Annotated in this window: 15 protein-coding genes; 7 read left to right on the top strand and 8 right to left on the bottom strand. The window is 60.3% G+C overall.

Annotation, left to right across the window (positions count from 1 at the left end; translation table 11 throughout):
* Window positions 1-52: 52 nt before the first annotated feature.
* Both AC1DVF_RS17485 and AC1DVF_RS17480 read left to right on the top strand, forming a co-directional pair.
* Window positions 53-1,780 carry an autotransporter assembly complex protein TamA gene (locus tag AC1DVF_RS17485; RefSeq protein WP_194935626.1) on the top strand — a complete coding sequence of 576 codons (1,728 nt, stop codon included), beginning with the start codon at window positions 53-55 and terminating at the stop codon, window positions 1,778-1,780.
* Window positions 1,777-5,451 (top strand): translocation/assembly module TamB domain-containing protein, encoded by a 3,675-nt coding sequence (locus AC1DVF_RS17480; protein WP_477782868.1) that lies wholly within the window; start codon window positions 1,777-1,779, stop codon window positions 5,449-5,451. The genes AC1DVF_RS17485 and AC1DVF_RS17480 overlap by 4 nt, the downstream gene beginning before the upstream one ends.
* A 190-nt stretch (window positions 5,452-5,641) precedes the next feature.
* Here AC1DVF_RS17480 and AC1DVF_RS17475 read toward each other — a convergent pair whose 3' ends face one another.
* From AC1DVF_RS17475 to AC1DVF_RS17440, 8 genes are all read right to left on the bottom strand, one after another.
* Window positions 5,642-8,140 (bottom strand): fimbria/pilus outer membrane usher protein, encoded by a 2,499-nt coding sequence (locus tag AC1DVF_RS17475; protein WP_477782867.1) that lies wholly within the window; start codon window positions 8,138-8,140, stop codon window positions 5,642-5,644.
* Between the two features lie 84 nt (window positions 8,141-8,224).
* Window positions 8,225-8,974 (bottom strand): fimbrial biogenesis chaperone, encoded by a 750-nt coding sequence (locus tag AC1DVF_RS17470; protein WP_477782866.1) that lies wholly within the window; start codon window positions 8,972-8,974, stop codon window positions 8,225-8,227.
* A gap of 72 nt (window positions 8,975-9,046) precedes the next feature.
* Complete coding sequence (locus AC1DVF_RS17465; protein ID WP_477782865.1) at window positions 9,047-9,637, bottom strand: fimbrial protein; 591 nt, start codon at window positions 9,635-9,637, stop codon at window positions 9,047-9,049.
* A 110-nt stretch (window positions 9,638-9,747) separates the two neighbouring features.
* Entirely contained in the window at window positions 9,748-10,395 is a 648-nt protein-coding gene (locus AC1DVF_RS17460; RefSeq protein WP_477782864.1) for a response regulator, read from the bottom strand.
* A gap of 22 nt (window positions 10,396-10,417) precedes the next feature.
* Window positions 10,418-13,585 (bottom strand): hybrid sensor histidine kinase/response regulator, encoded by a 3,168-nt coding sequence (locus AC1DVF_RS17455; protein ID WP_477782863.1) that lies wholly within the window; start codon window positions 13,583-13,585, stop codon window positions 10,418-10,420.
* 86 nt (window positions 13,586-13,671) lie between these two features.
* Window positions 13,672-14,859 (bottom strand): response regulator cyclic di-GMP phosphodiesterase PvrR, encoded by a 1,188-nt coding sequence (gene pvrR, locus AC1DVF_RS17450; RefSeq protein WP_477782862.1) that lies wholly within the window; start codon window positions 14,857-14,859, stop codon window positions 13,672-13,674.
* Window positions 14,846-17,647 (bottom strand): ATP-binding protein, encoded by a 2,802-nt coding sequence (locus tag AC1DVF_RS17445; protein WP_477782861.1) that lies wholly within the window; start codon window positions 17,645-17,647, stop codon window positions 14,846-14,848. Before AC1DVF_RS17445 ends, pvrR begins: the two co-directional genes overlap by 14 nt.
* 54 nt (window positions 17,648-17,701) lie before the next feature.
* Entirely contained in the window at window positions 17,702-18,670 is a 969-nt protein-coding gene (locus AC1DVF_RS17440) for a fimbrial protein (RefSeq protein WP_477782860.1), read from the bottom strand.
* 179 nt (window positions 18,671-18,849) lie between these two features.
* On the opposite strand from AC1DVF_RS17440, the gene AC1DVF_RS17435 reads away from it, so the two are divergent.
* From AC1DVF_RS17435 to AC1DVF_RS17415, 5 genes are all read left to right on the top strand, one after another.
* Window positions 18,850-20,169 (top strand): hypothetical protein, encoded by a 1,320-nt coding sequence (locus AC1DVF_RS17435; protein ID WP_477782859.1) that lies wholly within the window; start codon window positions 18,850-18,852, stop codon window positions 20,167-20,169.
* A 255-nt stretch (window positions 20,170-20,424) separates the two neighbouring features.
* Window positions 20,425-20,907: a MarR family winged helix-turn-helix transcriptional regulator gene (locus AC1DVF_RS17430; protein WP_077573642.1), complete on the top strand. Its 483-nt coding sequence runs from the start codon at window positions 20,425-20,427 to the stop codon at window positions 20,905-20,907.
* Complete coding sequence (locus tag AC1DVF_RS17425; protein WP_477782858.1) at window positions 20,897-22,366, top strand: efflux transporter outer membrane subunit; 1,470 nt, start codon at window positions 20,897-20,899, stop codon at window positions 22,364-22,366. Before AC1DVF_RS17430 ends, AC1DVF_RS17425 begins: the two co-directional genes overlap by 11 nt.
* Before the next feature lie 15 nt (window positions 22,367-22,381).
* The gene (locus tag AC1DVF_RS17420) at window positions 22,382-23,584 is read left to right on the top strand and encodes an HlyD/EmrA/EmrK family protein (RefSeq protein ID WP_008082123.1); all 1,203 of its coding nucleotides are present in this window, start codon (window positions 22,382-22,384) and stop codon (window positions 23,582-23,584) included.
* Between the two features lie 141 nt (window positions 23,585-23,725).
* Window positions 23,726-25,255, top strand: coding sequence for a DHA2 family efflux MFS transporter permease subunit (locus AC1DVF_RS17415; RefSeq protein WP_016986555.1), 1,530 nt, complete (start codon window positions 23,726-23,728; stop codon window positions 25,253-25,255).
* Window positions 25,256-25,494 lie beyond the last annotated feature (239 nt).

Below are 25,494 nucleotides of genomic sequence, written 5' to 3'. Positions count from 1 at the left end.
GGGAAATTTCCTGTTCTATCACGCTCCCAAGCCCGTGATAGCATCCGCGCCTATGAAGTTTCCAGGAAGATTTACCAGTGGCGTGCTCTTGCTGTTATCCAGCTGTGCGGCACTGGCGCAAAGTGAATTGGATGTGCGGATCAAACCGTCCAACGATGAACTCAAGGCCAATATAGAAGGCTATATCGGCAGTCTCGGCGACCGTGACGAAGAAGCCCTGCAGCGCTTCAGTCGCGGTGCCGAAGAGCAGGCGCGCAAAGCGGCTCAGGCGTTGGGCTACTACCAGCCGCAGATCGAAAGTGACGTCAAGGGCGGCGACAAGCCGCGCCTGGTGTTGAACATCGATCCCGGCGAGCCGATTCATCTGCGCAACGTCACCATTCGTGTCGACGGCCCGGCTGCCTCCCTCAAATCCTTTCGTGTACCGAAAAGCGACGCGCTCAAGTCCGGTGCGGTGCTCAACCATGGGCGTTACGAAGACGCCAAAAGACTTATTCAGAATCAGGCCTCGCGCTTCGGTTTCTTCAGTGGCCATTTCACCCGTCAAAAACTCATGGTCGACCCGCGCGCCGGGGTGGCTGACATCGAACTGATCTACGACAGCGGCCCGCGTTATGCGCTGGGCAAAGTCAAATTCGAAGGTGACACGCCGTTCGACGAAGACCTGCTGCAACGCATGGTGCCGTTCAAGGAAGGCGAGCCGTACGATTCCGAGCTGATCGCAGAGCTGAATCGTGATTTGCAATCGAGCGGTTATTTCGAAGGCATACGCGTCGATGCCGCACCGACCGCCGCGAAGAACGATGTGATCCCGGTCGACGTCAAACTCGACACGCGCAAACCACGGACCATGGGCCTGGGCCTCGGTTATTCGACCGACGTCGGCCCGCGCATCAAAGCCAACTGGACGCGCCACTGGGTCAACCCGCAGGGCGACAGCTATGGCTGGGAAGCCGAACTCTCGGCGCCCCGGCAAAACGTCGGGCTGTTCTACGACATCCCGCTCGACCCGCCACTGACCGACAAACTGCGTTGGGCCGGCGGTTATCAGTTCGAAGACATCGACGGCTCCGACACCCTGAGCAAACTGCTGACCTTCGGCCCGGAATGGCACAGCAAATTACCGAGCGGCTGGCAGCGGGTGATCTCGCTGAAATGGCAGCGTGAAGAATATGAACTCGGCGATGACTCCGGCCTGAGTACCTTGCTGATGCCCGGCATCAGTTACTCGTACCTGAAAAGCGACAACCGCATCGACCCGCACAACGGCTATCGCCTGAGCTTCGAAAGCAAAGTGGCGAAGGAAGGCCTCGGTTCGGACAACAACCTGCTGTATGGCACGGCGCTGGTCAAAGGCCTGACCACCGTGTTCGACAAACACCGCTTCCTTGGTCGCGTGCAGGTCGGTGGCAGCGCCACCAACGGCTACAACTCGGTGCCGCCGTCGCTGCGCTTCTTTGCCGGTGGCGATCAAAGTGTGCGCGGTTACGACTACCAGAGCCTGTCCCCGGAAAACTCCAAAGGCGATCGCATCGGTGGCCGCTACATGGTCGCCGGCAGCGTCGAGTATCAATACTCGATCGCCGAAAAATGGCGCGTGGCGACCTTCGTCGACCAAGGCAACTCCTTCAATAAACTCGAACTGCCGAACCTCAAGACCGGGGTCGGCATTGGTGTGCGCTGGGTCTCGCCGGTGGGGCCGATCCGCCTCGACCTGGCCCACGCACTCGACGACGATGGCGGCATCCGGCTGCACTTTTCCATGGGGCCTGAGCTGTGAAGCGTGGTTTGAAAATTACGGCGCTGGCGGTGCTGGCGCTGGTGTTGTTGATTGTATTGAGCGTCACCGCCGTACTCGGCACGGCGGCTGGCAGCCGTTGGGTACTGGGCCTTGTGCCGGGGCTCAGCGTCGAGAATTTCCAGGGGCGCCTTGGCGGGCAATGGAGCGCCGATCATCTGTTGTGGCAGCAGGACAGCAGTCGCGTCGAACTGAACCAGGCAATCTTCGCCTGGTCGCCGCTGTGCCTGACGCGCATGACCCTGTGCATCGAACAGCTCAAGGCTGATCAGGTCATTCTGCAATTCCCGCCGAGCGAAGAAACCACCGAAAGCGGCCCGATCAAACTGCCGGACCTGCAATTGCCGGTGGCCATCGAGCTGGGCGACGTGCAGGTCGGCAGCCTGTTGTTCAACGGCAGCGAACAGCTCAAGGGTTTGCAACTGGCAGCGCACTGGACTGCCCAGGGCATGCAGATTGAAAGCATCAAATTGCAGCGCGACGACCTCAGCCTGAACCTGTCCGGCACACTCGCGCCGACCGGCAACTGGCCGCTGAACATCAGCGGCGACCTGACGTTGCCGTCGCCGGGTACGGAGCCGTGGACGCTGGCGTTGAAGATCGACGGTGACCTGTTGAAAACCCTCAACCTGCACGCCGACAGCCGGGGTTACCTCGACGGCCAGTTGAGTGGTGAATTGCAACCGCTGGCGGAAAACCTGCCGGCCAAAGTGCGCATCACTAGCGAGGCGTTCAAACCGAGCGCCGACCTGCCGGACACCCTGCAACTCAACCAACTGGTGCTGACCGGTGAGGGTGACCTGAAAAGCGGTTACCAGCTCAACGGCAACGCCACGCTGCCTGCCGACAGAGGTCCGGTCGCGCTGTTGCTGCAAGGCAAAGTCGATGCCAGTGGCGCGCAGATTGCCGGCCTCGACCTGACGGCCAACGACAAGCAAAGCCTGAAACTGACCGGCAGTGTTGACTGGAGCAAAGGCCTCAGCGCCCAAGCCAACATCAACTGGCAGGACTTTCCGTGGCATCGGCTCTACAACGAAATCGACGAACCTGAGGTCGCTTTGCGTACCTTCACGGGCGAAGTCTCCTACACCGACGGTCAGTACCTCGGCAACTTCGCCGCCGCACTGGATGGCCCGGCGGGCGCGTTTACCCTGAGCAGTCCGTTCAGCGGAAGCCTTAAACAGATCGCTTTGCCGCAATTGAAAATGCAAGCCGGGCAGGGCAAGGCTGAAGGGCACGTCAATGTGCAGTTCGCCGATGGCATCGCCTGGGACACCGCGCTAGAGCTGTCGGCGCTGAATCCGGCGTACTGGGTCGCCGAGTTGCCGGGCACCTTGGCCGGGCCGCTGAAAAGCCAAGGCGAAATGAAGAACGAGCGCCTGAGCCTGACCGCTGATCTCGACTTGAAAGGCAAACTGCGCGGGCAACCGGCGATCCTCCAGGCCAAGGCTGACGGTGCTGGCGAACAGTGGAATCTGAATGCCCTGCAAATCCGCCTCGGCGACAACAGCATCAGCGGCAAGGGTAGCCTGCAACAGAAGCTCACCGGGCAGATCGATATCAAGCTGTCGCGACTGGCCCAGCTCTGGCCGCAATTGCGCGGGCAGGTCAACGGTCAGGTCAATGTCGCCGGCACGCTGCAAGCGCCGCAGGGCAAACTCGATCTGCAAGGTTCGCAATTGGCCTTCCAGGACAATCGCCTGCAAAGCCTCAACCTCGATGCGACTCTCGACAGCGCACAGCGGGCAAAGATCGATCTGAAAGGCAGCGGCATTCAGGCCGGCGACACTAACTTGGGCGTTTTGACCGCCAGCGCTCAAGGCGACATCAAAAAGCAGAAACTCGACCTCGATCTGATCGGGCCGAAGCTGAAACTGGCCCTCGGTCTGGATGGCAATCTGGACAAGGGCAACTGGCGTGGTCGTCTGGGCAGTGGCGATATTCAGGCCGGTGGCCAGGACTGGAAACTGCAAAGCCCGGCCAAGCTCGAACGTCTGGCAGACGGCAAAATCAACTTTGGCGCGCATTGCTGGATGTCCGGCGACGCCAGCCTGTGCGGTGAAGATCAACGGCTGATGCCGGAGCCGAAACTGCGCTACCACCTCAAGCAATTCCCGATCGAAAGCCTCGCGCAGTGGTTGCCGAAAGACTTTGCCTGGAAGGGTAAGCTCAACGCCGATCTGCAACTGGATCTGCCAGCGAGCGGCCCGAACGGTGTTGTCAGCATTGACGCCAGCGGCGGCACCTTGCGCATGAAGGAAAAGGATCAGTGGCTGGACTTCCCGTACCAGACCCTGAAACTCACCAGTAAACTCACGCCAAAACGCGTCGACACCGAGCTGAATTTCGTCGGCGGCAAACTCGGCGAATTGATGGTGCAGGCGCAGCTCAACCCGCTGCCGAAAAACAAACCGTTGAGCGGCTCGTTCCGCCTCAGCGGGCTGGACCTGTCGGTGGCGCGGCCGTTTGTGCCGATGGTTGAAAAACTCACCGGGCGCCTGAACGGCAGCGGGACGATTTCCGGCGGACTGCTGGCGCCGCTGGTCAACGGCACGGTGCAGCTCAGCGATGGCGAAGTGTCCGGCGCCGAGTTGCCGATGGAGCTGCAGAATCTGCAACTCACCGCTGTGATTGCCGGCGAATCGGTACGCCTCGACGGCGGCTGGAAAAGTGGCAAGGCCGGGCAGGGCAGCCTGACGGGGAACGTCGCCTGGGGCCAGGCACTGATGGTCGATCTGGCGCTCAAGGGCACGCAATTGCCAGTCACGGTCGAGCCGTATGCCAAGCTGGAAGTGGCCCCGGATCTGAAGATTTCCATGGCCGGCGATGAGTTGGCGATTGCCGGTAAGGTGCAGGTTCCGCGAGGCGAAATCACCGTGCGCGAATTGCCGCCATCAACGGTGAAAGTCTCCGATGACACGATCATCGTCGGTGCGCAGACCGAAGAGGGCAAACCGCCGATGGCGATGAAAATGGACATCGACGTGGTGGTCGGCGAAGACAAACTGGCTTTCGCCGGTTTCGGCCTGACCGCCAACGTGAAAGGCCATGTGCACATCGGCGACAACATGGACACCCGTGGCGAACTGTGGCTCAACGACGGTCGCTACAGTGCCTACGGTCAGCGCCTGCAAGTGCGCCGTGCGCGTCTGTTGTTCGCCGGCCCCCTCGATCAGCCGTATCTGGACATCGAAGCGATCCGCCAGACCGACGACGTGATCGCCGGTATTCGCCTGAGCGGCAGTGCCGAGCAGCCGACTACGCAGATCTTCTCCGAGCCGGCGATGAGCCAGGAGCAGGCGTTGTCCTATCTGGTCTTGGGTCGCCCGCTGAGCACCAACGGCGAAGACAACAACATGCTCGCGCAAGCGGCGTTGGGTCTGGGCTTGATGGGCAGCTCCGGGGTCACCAGCAGCCTGGCCAAGGATCTGGGCATTCAGGACTTTCAGCTCGACACGGCGGGCAGCGGCGATGCCACCAGTGTTGTGGCCAGCGGCAATATTACCGAGAAGCTCAGTCTGCGTTATGGCGTGGGCGTGTTTGAACCGGCCAGCACCATTGCGCTGCGCTATAAGCTGAGCAAGAAGGTGTATGTCGAGGCGGCCAGTGGCGTCGCGAGTTCGCTGGATATCTTCTACAAGCGCGATTTCTAGATCGCGCTTTCTCCTGAACCGAGCCGCTTCAATCGCGAGCAGGCTCACCCCTACATTTGGAATGCGTTCCCCTGTAGGAGTGAGCCTGCTCGCGATGGCGTTTTTTCAGTCGATATCAATGGTGCGGCTGATGGCCTTATCGCGAGCAGGCTCACTCCTACACTGATCTGTGGCGGGCAAGGATTTTTTCTTACGGCAAATTAACTGGGGACGGGCGGCACACCAGCGAGGCCCGTTCATAGTTCAACGCCTTGTCACGTTCAGGTAACGCATACGGTGCTTCACAACGCTGGCCCTGCCAGTTGATGGTCAGCGTGCCGGCGTCATCCTCGACCAACGCCAGTGCCTTGCCGCTCGGGTCGGAGATCGCCAGTTGCTTACCCGCGCCATCTTCGAGCGAAGCACCGAAGGGAATCGGCTTGTGCTGCGCATCGAACAAGGCGAATTGCACCCGCCGCCCAGTCTTGCTCGCATAGCGCGCCAGCACCACCGCACCACGGCGCGGCACCACTTGCCGGGTCGCATTATCGATTTCGATATCGGCGCCCAGATCGCGGGTGTCGAGGTTGATCCAGTTCACGCGATAGGGCTGCGCATTGGGCACCACGGCATAGCCGTTACGTCCGGTTTTCGCCCCGGAGAAGCTGCCGATTTTCACCCCGGAAACCCCTTCGACCTGCGCCAGCGCAAATGTCTCACCCACGGTTTGCCCGAGGTTGATCCCGCCGCCGTGGCCGACGATCGAGCCGGCCAGATTGAGATTCTGCGAGTTGTAGCCGCGGCCCTGGCTGTAACCGGCGCTGATATCCATCACCGATGTTCGCGTGCTGATATTGGCCGAACCGCTGCTGCCACCAGTGCCGCTGTTGCCGCCTTGCACCGAATAATAAGTGTCGCTGTCTTCCGTCAGGTAACCGTTGATTCCGACCTGGGTGCTGTCGGTGGCTTTCTGCGTGCTCGCGGAAACGAACGCCCTCGGCGCACGGGGTTTCGAACCCAGCGGGAATGACAGCGACAGGTTGACCAGAGTGTCATTGTTCGCCGGCCCATAGTTGCCGACGTCTTTGGTGTAGGTCGCGCCGAGGTTGTAGCTGACATCGCCCCAGTAATTGCTGTAACCCGCCGACAGGCTTTGCGATCCGCCGCGTCCCCAATAACGCTGGTCACTGGCGTTGAGGTAAACGCTGCCATATTGCTGGTTCGTCCCCAGGCTCTGGTTGATGGTCAGGTCGGTGCGGGTTTTCGAGTTGCCCGTGCGTTTTTCGCCCTCGTGGCTCAGTTCCTCGACGTGGTCGGTGAGGGTGCGATAACCCTCGGTCGAATAGCGATAGGCGGCGAGGGTGAAGCTGGTGTCGGTGCCGGTAAATGTCTTGGCGTACAGCGCGCGCAAACTGTTGCCTTTGACCACTTGGCCAAAGGTGCGGCTGGCGGAATGCGTCACGTCGAGCGATACGGCACCAATCGGCGTATTACGCCCCGCGCCCACGGACAGCGCCTGAAAATTCTCGGTCGCTTGCACGCCGACGATGCCGGACAAGTTGCTGCTGATGCCATAGGCCAGTGTGCTGCTGACGAACTGCGGCGATTGCTGATCATCGCTGTTGCTGTTGTAGCGGCCGGCCGAGACGCTGTACTTCAACTGCCCCTGGCGCACCATGATCGGCAGGCTGGAAAACGCCTGCACCGTCACCCGACGCTGACCGTCGGCTTCGATAATCGTCACCTCCAAATCGCCGTTGGAACCGCTCGGATAAATATCGCTGATCTCGAACGGGCCCGGTGGCACGTTGGCGCTGTAGAGCATGTAGTTGTTCTGACGAATTTCCACCGTGGCGCTGGACTGGGCAATCCCGCGAATCACTGGCGCATAGCCGCGCTCGCTGTCGGCGCGCATGCCGTCATCGGAGGCCAGTTTCAAGCCGCGATAGCGCACGCTGTCGAACAGGTCGGCGTCGGAGAAAATATCCCCGGCACTGAACTGGCCTTTCAATGCGGTCAGGTCATGTTGCAGATAGCTGCGGTTGCTTTTGAAGGTGCTCGGCTGACCGGTGCTGCTGTTGAAGTTCGACTCGTTGCGCAAGCGCCAGCCGCCCAGGTTGATACCGTTGCGCAAGCCGACGTTATTGGAAATCGTATTGGCCGTTTGCGTGCTGTTACGGTTGCTGCTCAGTTGATAGTTGATGAATGCAGCAGGCACGCCTTCGTCCCACAGCGCCGGGTCAACGTAACCCCGTCGACCGCGTTCCATGGCACTTTGCGGCACGCTGACCAACAGGCGCAGGCGCGGCACGTCGTAACGCACGCTGGCATGTTCGATCAATGCCGGCAGGTCGAGGCAGGCGTTCGGGTCGTCAGCGTTGAGTTTGCCGCTGGCATGCAACTTGGCGATGTCGACGCCCAACTGCTGGACCATTTCCAGGGTCAGGCAGGCCTGGATCTTGCCATTGCCGGGGTGGCGGCGGAAGTCGATGTCGCGACGACCGACCAGCGTGTCGTTGCTGTAGAGGTCAACCCGGTAGTTGCCAGGGAGGACGCTGTTGCTGGCGAGCAGCGATTGCACATCAACGGTCGACGCGGCGCCTTGCAGAAACGACGTGTTGAACTGTTCATCGCCGTCAGCCTGGCACGCCGTGCTGATAGCCGAGGCGATCAACAACGATGCCAGGCCGTCGCGTTTGAGTAAAAACATGCAGGAACCCTATATCACCTCCGATACGAACTAACGGAGCGAAGAGAAATACAGTGAAAGTGTGCGATCAGAGCGATTCGCGAGTTATGGCGTTTCTTTCTTTGGACTGGCGCTGGTGTCAGCGCTGTTGGAAAGTTGCGCGGTATAAGGATCTTGGGCTCCATAGTCGTTAATGCTGCTGAACAACAAATTTGCCGCATTAGTTGAATGAAGTTGCTTGAGGGCGAACTCTTTGCGTTCGCCGGGGGCGATCATCATCGAATCAAACGGGTGCTCGCTGAGTGCGCCGGATTGCAAGGTGATATCGGCAATCGACACGTGATACAGGCCGGGATTGTTCACCACCAGCACGCTTTTGCCGGCGCGCTCGGCCAGGCGCCAGGTCAATTCGCTCGGTGCCAGATAGGCGTTTTTTTTCAGACCGGCCGGGCGGAAGAACACCTTGATGCGCTGGCGCACAGCGAGCTGCAAAGTGTTCTGGGTCTTCGCGTTCTGGGGGATTTCCTGCACGTTGAGCCAGACCACCGATTCGCGGTCGCTCGGCATGCCGGTGCCTTCGTAGATGACCCGCAGTATTTGCTGTTCGTCGCCGCTGACGCGCACCAACGGCGGCGTAACCGCAAACGGCACGGAAGCGGATTCGCTGGCGTCGGTGTCGATCCACGACTGGACCAGGACATCTGCACCGCTGTTACGTACGGTGATGCCGGCTTCCTTGTGCTGGCCGTCGAAGACCAGGCGGGTGCTGCTCAAGGAAATGCCGGCGGTGGCCTGATTGACCACGAACAGGCCCAGCAGGCCTGCGCAAAAGGACAATGAGTGACGATAAAACATGATGGTTACCGCGCAAGTGATTGAAAGCGCGGGGCCGCGTGGCCCCGCACCGGGCTCGAGCATTCGCGCGGGTTATTCGTATTGCAGGGTGAACGGCAGGGTGGCATCGCCGCGACCGGCAACGGCAGTTGCCACGTCGGCGGTGGTGACGTAGGCGGCCGAGAATTTCAGCGTGGTGTTGCTGTCTTGCAGGGTGTTTTCGATCTTCGCGGTGGATGGCGAGCTCAGGTCGATCAACGCGCCATTGGAGTCGAGCAAGGCGATACCGATGTTCTTCGCAGCGCCCAGGCCGTCGATCAGCTTCAGCACTTTGGTCCCGGCCACGATGCCCGAGCCTGCGCCTTTGGTCGGTTCGAAGATCATCGCCACTTTTGTGCCGGCGTTGCAGTTGATCTTCATGTCGAAGTTTTCGGCGCTCAGGGTGCCGTTGCCTTTAGGTGCAGTGGCGGTGCCCATGTCCTTGATCGACACTTCGCCCATGTTGACCGAAATGGTTTTGTTGCTGCCAGCGCCTTCGACGGAGCAGGCGTCATTGTTGATGGTGCCGGTGAAGTTGATGGTGCCGCTGCCGGCCTTGGTTGGCACGACCGGGTCAGCGGCCAGGGCGTTACCTGCGGCAGCGAACATCGAAAGGGCGAGAAGTGTTTGGGACAACTTTTTCATGTTGCTTTTTCCATTGGTGGGGTTAAAGCAACACAATAAAACGCGGGTTATCGACGGAACATCAGACGATTCCTAGAAGTTGGGAAGTTGTCGAAAAGTGTCAGGTTTTATTAGCTGAACAAGTTGCGCTCGATGCAATAAGTCAATAACTCCTGATCACTGCCGACTTCCAGTTTGCGCATCGCCGAAATTTTCTGCGTACTGATGGTCTTTGCACTTCTGTTCAAGTAACGGGCAATGTCGTTGACGCCTTGGCCCTGAACGAACAAACGCAGGATTTCATGTTCCTTGGGCGACAACCGGGAAAACCGTTCATCCAGATCAGCGCCGTCGTTCACTACCGATGTCGGCGCGGGTGCCTGCCAGCGCACCGGGTTGCCTTTGGCGATGGCTTTGAGTGCGGTCTCGATTTCGTCGTGCAACTGGTTTTTCTGAATGACTGCCAGCACACCCAGTTCCTGCAGGCGCGTCAGGATCAAGGGGTTGGAGATCATGGTCAGTACCAGCACTCGAACCTTGGGAAAGTGCCTTATCAGGTACTCCACCAGTTTCAGGCCGTCACCGTAGGTCGAATCGGCAGGCATGTTGAAGTCGGTGATCAACAAATCTACGGGCTTGGTCTCCAGCAGTTGGATCAGCTCATCGGAGCCAACGGCTTCGCCCACCACGCGAAAGCGTTGGTCGCGCTCGACCAGTTCCCGTACCCCCAGCAGCACGATGGGATGATCATCGGCAATGACAACGTTGAAGGTTTCCATGAGTGATTTATCCAGAGTGAAGTTATTCGAGGGAGTCGAGCAGATCTTGCAGCCGCGTCAGATTTTGTCGCACCGCCACGGCCAGAGCGGGCGTCACTGCCATGCCGGTCAAGCGACATTCCAGCTCGACAAACGCGCTGGCCAAGGCATTGATCTGCACCGCACCCAGCGCTCCCGCCATGCTGTGCAGTTGCTGCGCCACGCTGTTGGCGTCGGCCGCATCCAGTGCTGCCAGGGTGGTCTGAATATCCTGGCGCAGGGTGGTGACAAACAACTCGCGCATTTTCGCTGAAAGCGTCGGCGGGGCGTCGATAGCCGGCGCCAGGGCGATTTTGCAATGCTGTTCCAGTTGCGCGCGCAACGTCGCGAGGTTCAGCGGCTTGACCATCCACGCGTTCATGCCGACGGCGGCACAGCGTTCGCCTTCTTCGCGCAGGGCGTTGGCGGTGACGCCGATAATGGGCAACATCGCATCCTGTTGGCGTACCGCCTCGGCGAGTCGGTAACCGTTCATGACCGGCATGTTGACGTCGGTCAGCAGCAGATCGAAACGGCCGGGCGCCCACTGCGCCAGAGCCTGTTCGCCGTTCGCGACGACGACCACCGCGCAGCCCAGTGCTTCCAGTTGTTCCTTGATGATCGCAGCGTTGATCACGTTGTCTTCGGCCACCAGCACCTGCAGATTCAGTGGGCGGGTCTTTGCCTGCAACGAGGCTGGGCGCTGCGCATTGGTGCCGTGTTGTGCCAGATCAATCGCCCAGGCAATCGCGCGCACATCGTCGGCGTCGACCGTGCAGTCAGAGCCATTTGATTGCGCCGGGTTGGGGCCGCCCGCTACGGCTACGATCCGAGGCCCGCTCCAGTGCGGGGCGTTGTCGAGAGGGGTGAGGTCCACCAGCAGCGCCGAGGAGGGTGGCATCTCGGTCGTCACCAAGCGGCAATCCAGACCAAAACGTTTGAGCCAGGCAATGAGGTGCAGTGCCAGTTCGCTGACCGGCGCACGTACATAAACGGCGGCGCTGCCTTCCACGAACGCGGGGCAGTCGGCCAATGCGCCCAGCACGTTCTCCAACTCCAGTTGCAGGGTAAAACTGCTGCCCAGTCCGGGTTCACTGACAACGCTCAACTGGCCGTGCATCAACTCGCACAACCATTTGCAAATGGCCAGGCCCAGACCCGCGCCGGCCTGACTGTCGGCATCGTTGACCTGATAGAAAGGGTCGAACAATTGCGCTTGTTGCGCCAGGGAAATCCCCACGCCCGAATCGCTGACCTGCCACTGCACTTGGGCGTTGCCAGCGGCGTTTTGCAACACCCGCACGCGCAATACCACGCGGCCGTTGTCGGTGAACTTGATCGCGTTGCTCAGCAGGTTGTTGAGGATCTGGCGGATGCGCAACGGGTCACCGCGCAGTCGGTCCGGCAACGTCGAATCGATGCAGGCATACAGTTGCAGGCCTTTGGCGCGGGCAAATGCGCTGTAAGTACGCACGACATCTTCAGTCAGCTCCAGCGGGCAGAAGTCCTGAAGCTCAAGGGTCATTTGCCCGGCCTCAATCTTCGACACATCTAGCACATCGCTGATCAGCTTGAACAGGCTGGCGGAGGAACGCTGGATGGTGTCCAGATAATCCTGCTGACGCGGCGCGAGCGGCGTCAGGCCGAGCAATTCGAGGGTGCCCAGCACGCCGTAGAGCGGGGTACGAATTTCATGGCTCATGGTGGCGAGGAAGCGGCTCTTGGCCTGGTTGGCCGAGTCGGCGGCCTGACGGGCTTCTTCCAGGGCGGCAGCGTCTTCGATATGCCGGGTCACGTCATGCAACGCACACAACCAGGCATCCTGGCCTTGATAGCGCGTCGAGACGAAAGCCAGATGCAGATGACGCCCGTCGATCTCCAGATCAGCATGGCCGGACTCGCTGTGTGACTTGAGCAGGCTCATCAAACGGCTGCTGTCGTGCCATTGCTGGGCGCGCTGGTTTTCCAGGAGCACGTGGTGATCGCTGCGGCGAATCACACAGAGGCCGGTCGGTGCGGTGTCGATCACCGCACGGCTGAAAGCCTCGCTTTCGGCGATGCTCGCGTGCGCACTTTGCGCGGGGATGATCACGCGCGCGGTGTACCAGCGATTGATGACCCGACCGCAACCGAGCAACGCCAGCACCACCGCCACGAGGCACAGCAATGGCCACAGCGCATAGCTGAGAAAACTGCGCAGGCTGATGACGTAGATCGCGGTCCAGTGCTGTGCGCCGGGGCTGCTGAGCTTGAACACCAGACCGTCACGGTCGAAATTTATCCCCTCATCCAGTACCTGGTCGGATCTCTGTGCGCCGGTCAAGACCACGCCGGCCGGGGTGATCAAGGTGAAGTCATCGTAAATCGACCACTCCATCAAGCGCTCGATATTGTTGACCTGAGACAGTTTCAGCAACGTGCCGACCACCACCCAGGAATCGGCGCCCTCAATGGTAAGCGTTGGCTGCAGCAGATTGATCCTGACGTAGGCCAGCAGCGTCGGTGTTGCCTCGCTGTCCTGAGTGGGCGGGTAGGGCACCCAATGCACTTGATGATCCGGGACTGATGACGGCTGCTCGCGTGCATGCTGGTTCACCTGGCTCATGACGTGGGCAAACGCGCCGATCTGCATCGGGCCGGCACCGCGCAAGCGCCCGGCGGAGGGCACGGCCACGTCGAAGTTGTCGGGGCCATTGAGCAGGATCACTTGCGGCGACTGATAGTGTGACGCCGCCCAGAATGCGCTGTAGTAGGCGGCCAGATAACTGCCCAGCGCGAAAACCTTGGGGTATTGGTCGGCGGCGATTCTGTTCGGATCGATCTTTACACTGAACGGCAGTGAAAACGGCAAGCCGCGACCTTCATAGATATTCGGGCCTTCCTCGGGCAGGGGTTTTTGCGAATAAGTGGGCAACACCACCAAAGGAAAATATTGGCCCTTGGCACTGGCCTGGGAGATATCGCGCAGAAACACTTCCTGCTCATGGATATTTTCCATCAACCGGGCGAAGTGAAACTGCAGGGTGTCGCGCTGCTCTTCGAGCATGCGCTGCACCCCCAGATAGCTGATGCCCAACAGCAGCAACACCAGGGCGCCGAGTAGCAGCAGACTTTTGTTCAAACGCAGCGAACTGCTGGCCAGTTTGTCCAGAAATGCATTGGTATGCGGCATTACAGCGCCTGGCCAGCGGTGATGGGACAGCCTTGGGACACAGTGACCTCGGTAGCGAGCGACGTTCAACAACAGCCACGTGCCGCTCAATAGGCAGTCGCCGGCCCGTCGTGGGTCAGCAAGTGCTGGAACTGATCGGCTGAAACGGCGTGGGAAATCAGGAAACCCTGAACCTGAGTGCAGTCGATCTTACGCAACAGAGCAAGTTCTTGTGCGGTTTCTACGCCTTCGGCCACCACGGTCAGACCCAATTGGCGACCGAGGCTGACAATGCTGGTCAGTGCTTGCGCGAGTTCGGCGTTGGCATTGCAGCCTTGTACCAGAGCACGGTCGATTTTCAGTTCGGTGAACGGCGCCGACACCAGGTTCATGTATGAGCTGTAGCCCTTGCCGAAATCGTCCTGCGACAGACCGAACCCCTTGATCCGCAAGCGGCACGCGCCGGCGTAGAAATTGCTGATGTCATCGGGCACCGAGCACTCCATCAACTCGAAACAGATCCGCGCGGGCAGGCCTTGATGGGCGAGAACGAAGGCGAGAATGCGGTCGGGCAGGTCGTGGCTGTTGAGCAGGTGCGTGGGAAGGTTGACCGAAACCGGAATGTCATAGCCCTGTTCGCGCCAGGTCGCTTGGGCGGCAATCGCTTGTTTCAGCACGCACCAGAGCAACGGCTCTTCGAGACCGAACGCAATCAACGCTGGCAAAAACACACCGGGCAGCAGCGTGCCATGTTCGGGGTGATTCCAGCGTACCAGCGCTTCGGCGGCTACGATCCGGCCATTGTTCAAAGCCTTCTTCGGTTGAAACCAGGCTTGCAGTTCACCGTTGTCGAGGGCGTTGCAAATACTCTGGCGATCGATGCCGGGATGGATCGCCGCCGGGACGCTCTGGCGCAGCGCCTGCAATTGATCGATCAGGCAGCGCAGGGCGGCGGCGTTCACTGGTTTGGAAATCAGCCCGATGACTTTCACTTGCAGGTTGCTCGCCACCAGGCTCGCGCCCATCAACATGCGCCGTGAGGCGGCGCTCATGATCGCCAATGCCGGGCGCGAACGTTGGGCGGCAAGGCCCTGAATGAATTGCACGCCGTCCATGCCCGGCATCAGCAGGTCGGTGAGCACCAGATCGAAGTCGCGTTGTTTCAGGCAGTCCAGTGCTTCTTCTCCGTCCTTGGCGCACGCCAGATCGAAGTCGCCCAACTCGCTGAACAGGTTCTGCAAGTACAGGTGCTGGAAGGGGTGATCTTCGACAATCAGAATGCTACAGGGCTTCATGGGCGACTCGTTCGTAGGGAGCCAGGACAGCGAACAAGGCTCGTAGCGTAAAAGGTTTGACCAGGCAGTGATTCATGCCCGCAGCCAGACACAGCGCATCCTCACCACGAAGGGCGTTGGCGGTCGCGCCGATGATCGGAATGCTGCAACCGAGGCGCCGCAGCGCTTTGGCCAGTTCGTAACCGTTGAGGCGGGGCATGTTGACGTCAGTCAGGACGATGTCGAACGCAGCGTCGGGCCACAGCGACAAGGCCTCTTCGCCATCGCTGGCCAGCGCTACGGTGCAGCCCAGTTCTTCGAGCTGATCGCGCAGGATCAACTGATTGATGACGTTGTCTTCGGCCACCAGAATGTGCAGGCGCAACGGACGCATCGCGTGGGGTTCACTGTCTTGCGGGCGGTGAACGATCTGGCCGCTCTGGGCCTGGCGCACGGCGCGTTGAATCGCCAGCAGATCATTCAGGTTGACCTGCCAGCCGTCGCCGCTGAACTGCGGCTCATGGGCACCGTCACCGCTGGCCAGTACACGCGGGCCACGCCATGCCAGGTTCGGGCGCTGTCCGAAGGCTGCGGGGTACAGTTCCAGCAGCACAGCCGTCGCATCGGGCTCCCTACCGTCAGGTGCGCCGATATGCGGGCGGGCGCCCCAACGCCGCAGCCAGCCGCTGATGCTGTCGGCCAGTTCGCGGATCGGTGAGACCACATAAACGATATCCGCTGCCAATGGTGGCGAAGCGGCGGCTGGCGCCTCGCAGGAACGTTGCTCCAGCGGCACGCTCAGGGAAAAACTGCTGCCCAGGCCCGGCTCGCTGACCATGCGCAGAGTGCCGTTCATCAAATGCGTCAGACGTTGGCAAATGGGCAGACCGAGGCCCGTGCCGGCGACCACATTGGTGTTGCCGGCGGTCTGGTAGAACGGCTCGAAAATGAACGCCTGATCGTCATGGGCGATGCCTTTGCCGGTGTCCGAAACCTGCCATTGCAGGCACACGCGTTCGCCTTCGCGAGCGATCAGTCTGACCCGCAACACCACGCGCCCGGAATCGGTGAACTTGACCGCGTTGCTCAGCAGATTATTGAGGATCTGCCGTACGCGGCTGACATCGCCCAGCAGGCAATCGGGCAGTTGCGGATCGAGGCAGGCATAGAGTTGCAGGCCTTTGCTTTGCGCGGCGGCGGCATAGCCTTGCACCACTTCGTGCACCAGTTCCGGGACGGAAAACTCGCTCAACTCCAGCGCCAGTTGCCCGGCCTCGATCTTCGACACATCGAGCACGTCGCAAATCAACTGCAGCAACGTCGCCGATGATCCCTCGATCGCCCGCAGGTAACTTTTCTGCTGAGTGTCCAACTGTGTTCGCGCGAGCAGTTCCAGCGTGCCCAGCACACCGTAGAGCGGGGTGCGGATTTCGTGGCTCATGGTCGCCAGAAACAAGGTCTTGGCTTCGTTGGCAGCATCGGCCGATTGGCGTGCCTGTTCCAGCGCTGCTTCGATCTGTCGCCGTGCGCTGATATCGCTAAATGCACAGAGCAACACGTCTTCACCCTTGTAGCGGGTCGGCGCACAGCTCAGGTATAGGTGACGACCGTCGGCGGTCTCGAAGTAATCGGTCAGGCATGGCGTGGTTTCGTCAAATGCATCACGGATCCAGCCCGCGCCCAGTTGCTCGCTGCACTGGCCCAGCCATTGCCGCGCGAGGGTGTTGTCCAGCACCACTTGGCCGTCACTGCGGCGCAGTACGCACAACGCCACGGGCGCAGTCTGAATCACGTCGCGGCTGAACAGCTCGCTTTCCACCAGCGCCTGAATGCGCTGGATTGCCGGGGTGATGAAACGATGCTCCAGACGGCGGACCAACAGGCACACCAGGCTGATACTCAACACACAGAACAGCAGCGTGCCGAGCATTTGTGGCCACAGGGCGCGCAGTACCGCCAGCAAGTCGATGGAGTAAGTCAGCTGCCAGTCCGAGGATTTCAGCTGCTTGCGCAACACCAATTGCTCGGGCAGCCAGCCATTGCCGACGAAGCCGAAGAAATCCTGTTGTCGCAGCAATGGCAGGTTCTGTTCGGGCGGTGGTTTGTGGCTGTTGCTGAACAGCGGTTTGCCTTGTGAGTTGAACATGGTGAACTCGCCGGCGCTGTGGTCGTTCAAGGCGCTGGAGACTTCACGGTCGTCCATTTCCAGGCCGAGCCAGCCGGAGTGGACGTCGCGTTCATCCAGGCGGATGAAGATGTACAGCCGCGAGTGGCCGTCTGCAGCATGGGTCAGCCACAGTTCCGATAATGTCGCTGTGAGCTTGAGCGACTCCAGTTGATCCAGCGTGGCCTGTGGCAATCCGACGACCAGCGGCGTCGCGTTGTATAGCCGCAATACATGACCGCCATTGCTGACATACAGCAGATTGAGCTGCTTGGCTTTCAGGTAATCGCGCATGCGCTGGGTCAGCCAGATGCTCCACTGTTTGCCCGGCGTTTGCCCCAGCAGCAGACGGATTTCCTCCTCGGACACCGGCACGTTTATTTTCGCCTTGCGCGTGGCCGACAGGCTCAGGCTTTCCAGCAGTGCTTCGCGGGTGGTGAAAAAGGTGTGCGCTTCGGCGATGGCGCTGCTCATGTAGCTGCGCCGCTGAGAAATCTCATTGTTGAAGGTAAACAGCAGGAAGCTGTAGACGCCGCCGAGAATGCCCACCAGCAGCACCAGGGCAAAAATGCGCAGCAGGCGCCGCGCCGCATCGGGCGAGGACAGGAGCGGGCTGATCTGATGGAGGTAGTTCTTCAATCTCATCCCGGCACTCTAGGCAGGGCCGGGAGCGGGGAAAATCAGACGATCCTTAGAATGCTATAGGTAGTTGACGATGAAGGTGACTTCGGTGTTGGCGCTGCCGGCCTTGAGTTCGCCCGTGGGCAGACGGTAGTACGCGGCGGTTAACGGGATCTTGAAATCGGTGCCGGTGGTGGTGAAGGCGTTGAACGGGTAGGTGGTATCGAAGGAAATCGGCTGCCCGACATCGTTCATCAATTGCAGGCCGATGCCGCTGGCGGTGGAGGTGCTGTTGAGGGCGACGATGCCCTTGGTCGCGTCGATGACGGGCGTGGTGGCTTTGAGTGAATAGGTGACTTTCTTGATGCCGGTCTGGCACTGATTCAGGGCAATGTCGAAGCGCACGGTGCGGGGTTTGGCGCCCGCGTCGCTAAACTCCAGGAGTTGATAGTCATCGCCCATCGCGACCGGGACGGAAGGGGTCTGGCAGGAGGCGGCGTTCAGCACGATGGGGTTCATCAGGTTAAGTTTCTTCAGGATCAGATCATCGTCCTGCAGGCTGCCCAGATACCCCGCGTCGATGTTGACTTTTGACGTCAGCTCGCCGGTCTTGATGATTTCCAGACGCACGAAGTTCGCGCCGAAGCCATAGGCGGAGTTGGCGGCGATGGCTTGCAAAGCTGTTTCGTAACGGCTCAGGGCTTGGAACCAGACGCGGTAGGACAGTCCGCTCTTGCCCAGCGGAAAAATACTGTCCGTACCGGTGGCAGTGCCCAGTTTCGGATTCATCTGAATGCCAAACAGGGAAATCTTCGAGCAACTCCAGACATGGGCGGTTGACTGCACGGTGTCCTGATAGACCACGGTGCCATTGGGTGTGTCGGCAGGAATGGTCAGACTGGAACTGGCGAGACTGGCGCCAAAATTGAGGGTTTCAGTCTTTGAGTCGACTGCAACACAGCTGCCGGCCATCACGTTCGAGGCGCAGGCAAACAAGGTGGCTGCGATACAGAACAGGAGCGGGCGCTGGACTTTGAAACGCTTCATGAAGAGGATTTACGTAATTGGCCAAAGAGCGGCGTACGTTAAACGCGGTGTATACCGATGGACATCAGGCGATTCTTAGAACACCCTCGCGCGAATCTGCAAACGCAACGATGTATTAGACTCACCTGAGCCTGAAAACCGTGCAGATTGTGCGTCCCCCGGTTTACCAGAGAGGTCATATGGTCCGCTTGAGTATGGTCTTGCTCGGTCACGACTTTGTCCGCAAGCGTTGGTCCGCGCTGGCGTTGACGGGCATTGTCTGGGGCGCGGCCGGTGTGGGCATCTTCATTGATGCGCTGGACGGTGTTCTGTATTTCCCGCTGCATCTTTTCGGTTATCTGTTGTTGCTCGAAGCGCTGATCCTGCTGCTGGTGCCGGCACCGCAAGCCGGGACCGCTGCGGCCCTGCGCAGAGCGCGCGGACTGGCTTTTCTCTTGTTGGGGCTGCTGATCGTCGACCGGCAACATGCTGCCGGGCTGATTCTGGCAGTGCTGTTTGGCGGGGCTTTCATCATTGATGGGGGCTTCAGGCTAGCGGCTGCGCTGGTGGTGCGCTTTGTCGGTTGGCGAGTGTCGCTGCTGGCGGGGCTGTTCGAAATCGGCTTTGGCGTGTTTATCCTTGAGCCGTATCCGACGCTGTATAAGGGCACGGTGCCGTTTTGCATTGGCATGAGCCTGTTTCTTTCGGGCTGCGCGTTGTTGCGGCAATCCGTGCGCTTCAAAAACCAGTTGCCGTTGACCAGTCCTGCTGCAGTGAGTGCGCCGGCCAGCAGCGACGCGTTGGTGATTCATGTCTGGACCCCCAGCGGCACCGTCGATGACACCCTGGTGCGCAATCGGCTACTTAACCGCTACATCGCAGCAGTCGACATCAACGGCGTTATCTCCGCCGGCCATGCGGCACTGGAATGCGGCCCGGACATTTACATCAGCCATTACCCGCAGGACGACATCGATCGTTCGGCGGGAGATTTTGTGCGCTTGCTGCGGGCGACGCCGAACAACGATGTTGCCGGCCGGTTTCTGCCCGACTATGCCGGTGAGGTGGCGGACTGGTGTCCGTCTTCGGTGCAAGTCAGTTTTGCCCATTACGACCCCCGGCGTCTGCATGCATTCTGGACGGAGTATCGGCAGAACAGCACGTACAACCTGACCAGTCGCAACTGTTCCAGTGCCGTCGCCCATAGTCTCGAAGCGGCCTTGGAAGGGGCGATGAACCGGGGGCATTCGAGCATGCTCGATTTCGCTCGAATCATTTTCAGCCCCGAGTTCTGGGTTGCCGCGCAAGTGCGCAAACGCGCCGAGGCGATGGCCTGGACGCCCGGACTGGTGCTCGACTATGCGCGAGCGTTGCATGCTGCGATCGAGCCGGCGCCGCCGGGCTGGCACAGCATTTATGCGGTGAGCAAGCGTGCGCTTGGGTATGTGGCCACTGCGTTGCGCGGGCGTGAGGTGCATCCGGTGCAGCCGCCACCTGTGCATCCTTCCGACGAATCCTGACTGGCTTCACACCGAGTCGCGGCCTTCGCGAGCAAGCTCGCTCCCACAGGTTTTGTGTCGTTGCCAATATTGTTTGGCTGACGCAAGACCCTGTGGGAGCGAGCTTGCTCGCGAAAGCGTCCGCGTGGGCGCCGCAAAAACCAACTCCATTGGTCAACTAATTACCAAGCCTCCTAACTATTACGTTGACATTCGCTGCCTAGGCAGTAACATCTCGACATACATTCACTGCCTAGGCAGTTATTAGGTGAGCAAATGAAGCATTTCACCCCGGACGAATTCAAACATTGCCATCTCGGCCTGTTGCTTGGCCGTGCTGCGCTGCTCAAGGACCGGATCATCGACACCCACATGGAACCCCACGGCATTACCGCCGCGCAGTTCAAGGTGTTGATCATCATGGCCCAGTTCGGCGTCGATACCCCGGCCGAGCTTTGCCGGCACCTGTCGCTCGACAGCGGTTCGATGACGCGCATGCTCGATCGTCTGGAGCAGAAAGGCTTTCTGGCTCGCCAGCGCAGCGAAGGCGATCGCCGTCAGGTGCAACTCAAGCTGACCGAACAAGGCCAGCAACTGGCCGATCGCCTGCCGCACATCGGCGCCGACGCAATGAATGAACTGGCCGGCGCCGTCACTCCGGACGAGTTGAAGACCCTGGAATACATCCTCAAGAAAATCCTGCTGGCAGCCGGTGACCCGATCACCATCCAGCGGTTAGGTGAACACAATGAGCGGTAAAACCTTGCGCAGCAGCCTGACGCTGGTGCTGTCGGCGATGATCCTCGCCGGCTGCGCCAACTACAGCGGCCTCGACACTCAAGGCAAAAGCCTTGATGCGAAAAGCCTCAACGCCAGCCAATCCCTCAACGGCGTGACCCTGTCGCCGGCCGCATGGCCGAAGAGCGACTGGTGGACCAGCCTCGGCGATCCGCAACTCGACGGCCTGATCCGCGAAGCGCTGCACGACAGCCCGGACATGCAAATCGCTGAAGCCCGCGCGCATCAGGCCAGCGCCGCCGCGTATGCCGCCGACGCCGAACGCTATCCGACCCTCGACGCCAGCGCCGGCATCAGCCGTTCGCGTCTGGCCAAGGATCAGGACCCGCGAGGGCAGGGTGATGCCTACGCCACCGTGCGTAACGTCAGCGCCGGTTTCAATTACAACTTCGACCTCTGGGGCGGCCAGCGTGACGCCTGGGAAGCTGCACTCGGTCAGGCCCGCGCGGCTGAAGTTGATCGTCAGGCTGCGCAGTTGACGCTTGCTGCCGATGTCGCCCGTGCCTACAGTGATCTCGGTCAGGCGCACATCGTTTATGACCTGGCGAACGAAGACCTCAAGCGCACCAAACAGATGCTCGACCTGAGCCAGCGTCGCCTGAGTTCCGGGATCGACAGTCAGTACCAGTTCCAGCAAACACAAAGTCTGGAAGCCAGTTCCGAAGCCAGCCTGATCGATGCGGAAAAACGCCTGAACAGCGCCAAGATCGCCCTGGCCGTGCTGCTCGGCAAAGGCCCGGATCGCGGCAACGAAATTGCCCGACCGAACGTCCTGCAAGCCAGCGCTGTCGCCGTGCCGTCAGTGTTGCCGGCGGAACTGCTCGGTCGTCGGCCCGATCTGGTTGCTGCACGCTGGCGGGTAGAAGCCGCGAGCAAAGACATCGACTCGGCGAAAACCCGCTTTTATCCCAACTTGAACCTCACGGCCTCGGCCGGTGCCGAATCTTTGTTGGGTGACGCGATGTTCGGTTCGGCCAGTCGCTTCTTCAACATTGCCCCGACCATCTCGGTGCCGATCTTCGACGGCGGACGCCTGCGCGCCAACCTCGATGCGCGCGACGCCGATTACGATCTGGCGGTGGCGCAGTACAACAAAAGTCTGGTGAAAGCACTGGGCGATGTCAGCGACACGGTCAACCAGTTGCGTGACATCGGCCGGCAGATCGGTGCGCAGCAACACGCCACCGACATTGCTCAGGATTCTTACAACACCGTCGTCCAGCGTTACGGTTCCGGCATCGGCAACTACCTGGACGTGCTCAGCATCGAGCAGCAATTGCTGCAGGCCCAGCGTCAACTGGCCAACCTCAATGCCGAGCAGATCGACCTGTCGATTCAACTGATGCAAGCGCTGGGCGGCGGCTTCCAGGGTGACACCCTGACCGCAGCCAACGCCACCCCAGCCACGCCGCACAACTAATTCAAGGTACTTGTCATGGCCACTGCCGAAAATACCCAAGCTCAAGGCAACACCCCGGACACCGGCAACCCGCGCAAACGCAAAGTCATGCTGCTGGTGCTCGCCGTTGTGGTTGCACTCGCCTGCGCCGGCGTCTGGGCGTATCACGAATTCATCGGGCGCTTTAACGAAAGCACCGACGATGCCTACGTCAACGGCAACGTCGTCGAAATCACCCCGCTGGTGACCGGCACTGTGGTCAGCATCGGTGCTGACGATGGTGATCTGGTTCACGAAGGTCAGGTGCTGATCAACTTCGACCCGAACGACGCTGAAGTCGGTCTGCAAAGCGCCCAGGCGAAACTGGCGCGCACCGTGCGTCAGGTGCGTGGTCTGTACAGCAACGTTGACGGCATGAAAGCCCAGGTCAACGCGCAACAGGCCGAAGTGCAGAAAGCCCAGGACAACTACAACCGCCGGAAGAACCTGGCGCAGGGCGGCGCGATTTCCCAGGAAGAACTGTCCCACGCTCGCGACGACCTGACCTCGGCACAAAACGCCCTGGCCAACGCCAAGCAACAATTGAAAACCACCAGCGCGCTGGTCGATGACACCGTGGTGTCGTCGCATCCGGACGTGATGTCGGCCGCTGCCGATCTGCGTCAGGCTTACCTGACCAATGCCCGCAGCACTTTGATCGCGCCGGTCACCGGTTACGTCGCCAAACGCACCGTGCAACTCGGTCAGCGTGTGCAACCGGGCACGGCGTTGATGGCGGTGATTCCGCTGGATCAACTGTGGATCGACGCCAACTTCAAGGAAACCCAATTGCGTGACATGCGCATCGGTCAGCCGGTCGATATCGAATCCGATATCTACGGCAGCGACGTGAAATACAGCGGCACCGTCGACAGCCTCGGTGCCGGCACCGGTAGCGCGTTCGCTCTGCTGCCAGCGCAGAACGCCACCGGTAACTGGATCAAGATCGTTCAGCGTGTGCCGGTGCGCATTCACATCAACGCCGAAGAATTGGCCAAGCATCCGCTGCGCGTCGGTCTGTCGACCAATGTTGAAGTGAATCTGCATGACCAGAGCGGTCCGGTATTGGCCCAGCAGCCGCCGCAGAAGGCCTCGTTCAGCACCAATGTTTACGACCGCCAACTGGCCGAAGCCGACGCGATGATTGCGCAGCTGATCCACGACAACAGCGCCGCGGTGAGCAAAACCGCGCAACGCTGAGATCACACCTGACCCTGTGGGAGCGAGCTTGCTCGCGAAAGCGGTGTGTCATTCAGCACTACTGTGTCTGACTGACCGCCTTCGCGAGCAAGCTCGCTCCCACAGGGGGCAAGGCGTCAACCTGGTTTCATAGGATTCACAATGAGCAATAACGCCTCTTTCACGCCGCCCAGCCTGTTGCTCAGCACTATCGGCCTGTCGCTGGCGACGTTCATGCAAGTGCTCGACACCACCATTGCCAACGTGGCGCTGCCGACGATTTCCGGCAACCTCGGGGTGAGTTCGGAGCAGGGCACCTGGGTGATCACTTCGTTCGCCGTGAGTAACGCGATTGCGCTGCCGCTGACCGGTTGGCTCAGCCGCCGCTTCGGTGAGGTGAAGCTGTTTCTCTGGGCCACCATTCTGTTCGTGCTGGCCTCGTTCCTCTGCGGTATCTCCACATCGATGCCGGAACTGATCGGCTTCCGCGTCCTGCAAGGTCTGGTCGCCGGGCCGCTGTACCCGATGACGCAAACCCTGTTGATCGCGGTCTATCCGCCCGCGAGGCGAGGCATGGCCCTGGCGTTACTGGCGATGGTCACGGTGGTTGCGCCAATTGCCGGGCCGATTCTCGGCGGCTGGATTACTGACAGCTATAGCTGGCCGTGGATCTTCTTTATCAACGTACCGATCGGCATCTTTGCGGTGATGGTGGTGCGTTCGCAACTGGCCAAACGTCCGGTGGAAACCAGCCGTCAGCCGATGGATTACGTCGGACTGATCACGCTGATCATCGGCGTCGGTGCGTTGCAGGTGATCCTCGATAAGGGCAATGACCTGGATTGGTTCGAGTCGAACTTCATCATCATCGGCGCGGCGATTTCGGTGATCGCGCTGGCGGTGTTCGTTATCTGGGAAATGACCGACCAGCATCCGGTGGTCAACCTGCGGCTGTTCGCCTACCGCAACTTCCGCATCGGCACGCTAGTGTTGGTGCTCGGTTACGCCGGGTTCTTCGGCATCAACCTGATCCTGCCGCAGTGGTTGCAGACGCAAATGGGCTACACCGCGACCTGGGCCGGTCTGGCCGTGGCGCCGATCGGCATTCTGCCGGTGCTGCTGTCGCCGTTTGTCGGCAAGTACGCGAACAAGTTCGACCTGCGGTTACTGGCCGGGCTGGCGTTTCTGGCGATTGGCTTGAGCTGCTTCATGCGGGCGGGTTTCACCAATGAGGTGGACTTCCAGCACATTGCTTTGGTGCAGTTGTTCATGGGTATTGGCGTGGCGCTGTTCTTCATGCCGACGTTGAGCATCCTCATGTCGGACTTGCCGCCGAGCCAGATTGCCGATGGTGCTGGTCTTGCGACTTTCCTGCGGACGTTGGGCGGTAGCTTTGCGGCGTCGCTGACCACGTGGATCTGGATTCGTCGGGCGGATCAGCATCATGCGTATATGAGTGAGAGCATCAGCACCTTCGAGCCGGCGACTCGCGAGACCTTGAATCATTTGGGCGGGGCGAGTCAGTCGGCTTATGCGCAGATGGATCAGATCCTCACCAGTCAGGCGTACATGCTCTCCACCGTGGATTACTTCACGCTGCTGGGCTGGGGGTTTATGGGGTTGATTCTGATTGTGTGGCTGGCGAAGCCGCCGTTTGCTGCCAAGGCAGGGCCAGCGGCTTCCGGGCACTAAGGTCAAGAGCCCCTCACCCTAACCCTCTCCCAGGGGGAGAGGGGACTGACCGTGGTGGATGTTCGAGGTACGCCGACTTGCAATACCGAGCCGAACTCAGGTTTTGAAGAGCATAGAGATCGGCTCCCTTTGCCCTTCGACCCGTTGGGGAGAGGGGACTGTCGGACTTCAGTCGAACTCAGGTTTTGAACTGCATGCGGTCGGCTCCCTTTCCCCCTCGCCCCCCTGGGGGAGAGGGC

This window comes from Pseudomonas sp. P4_D7 (assembly GCF_056401755.1).
This window is presented reverse-complemented; position numbering and strand designations above follow the sequence as displayed.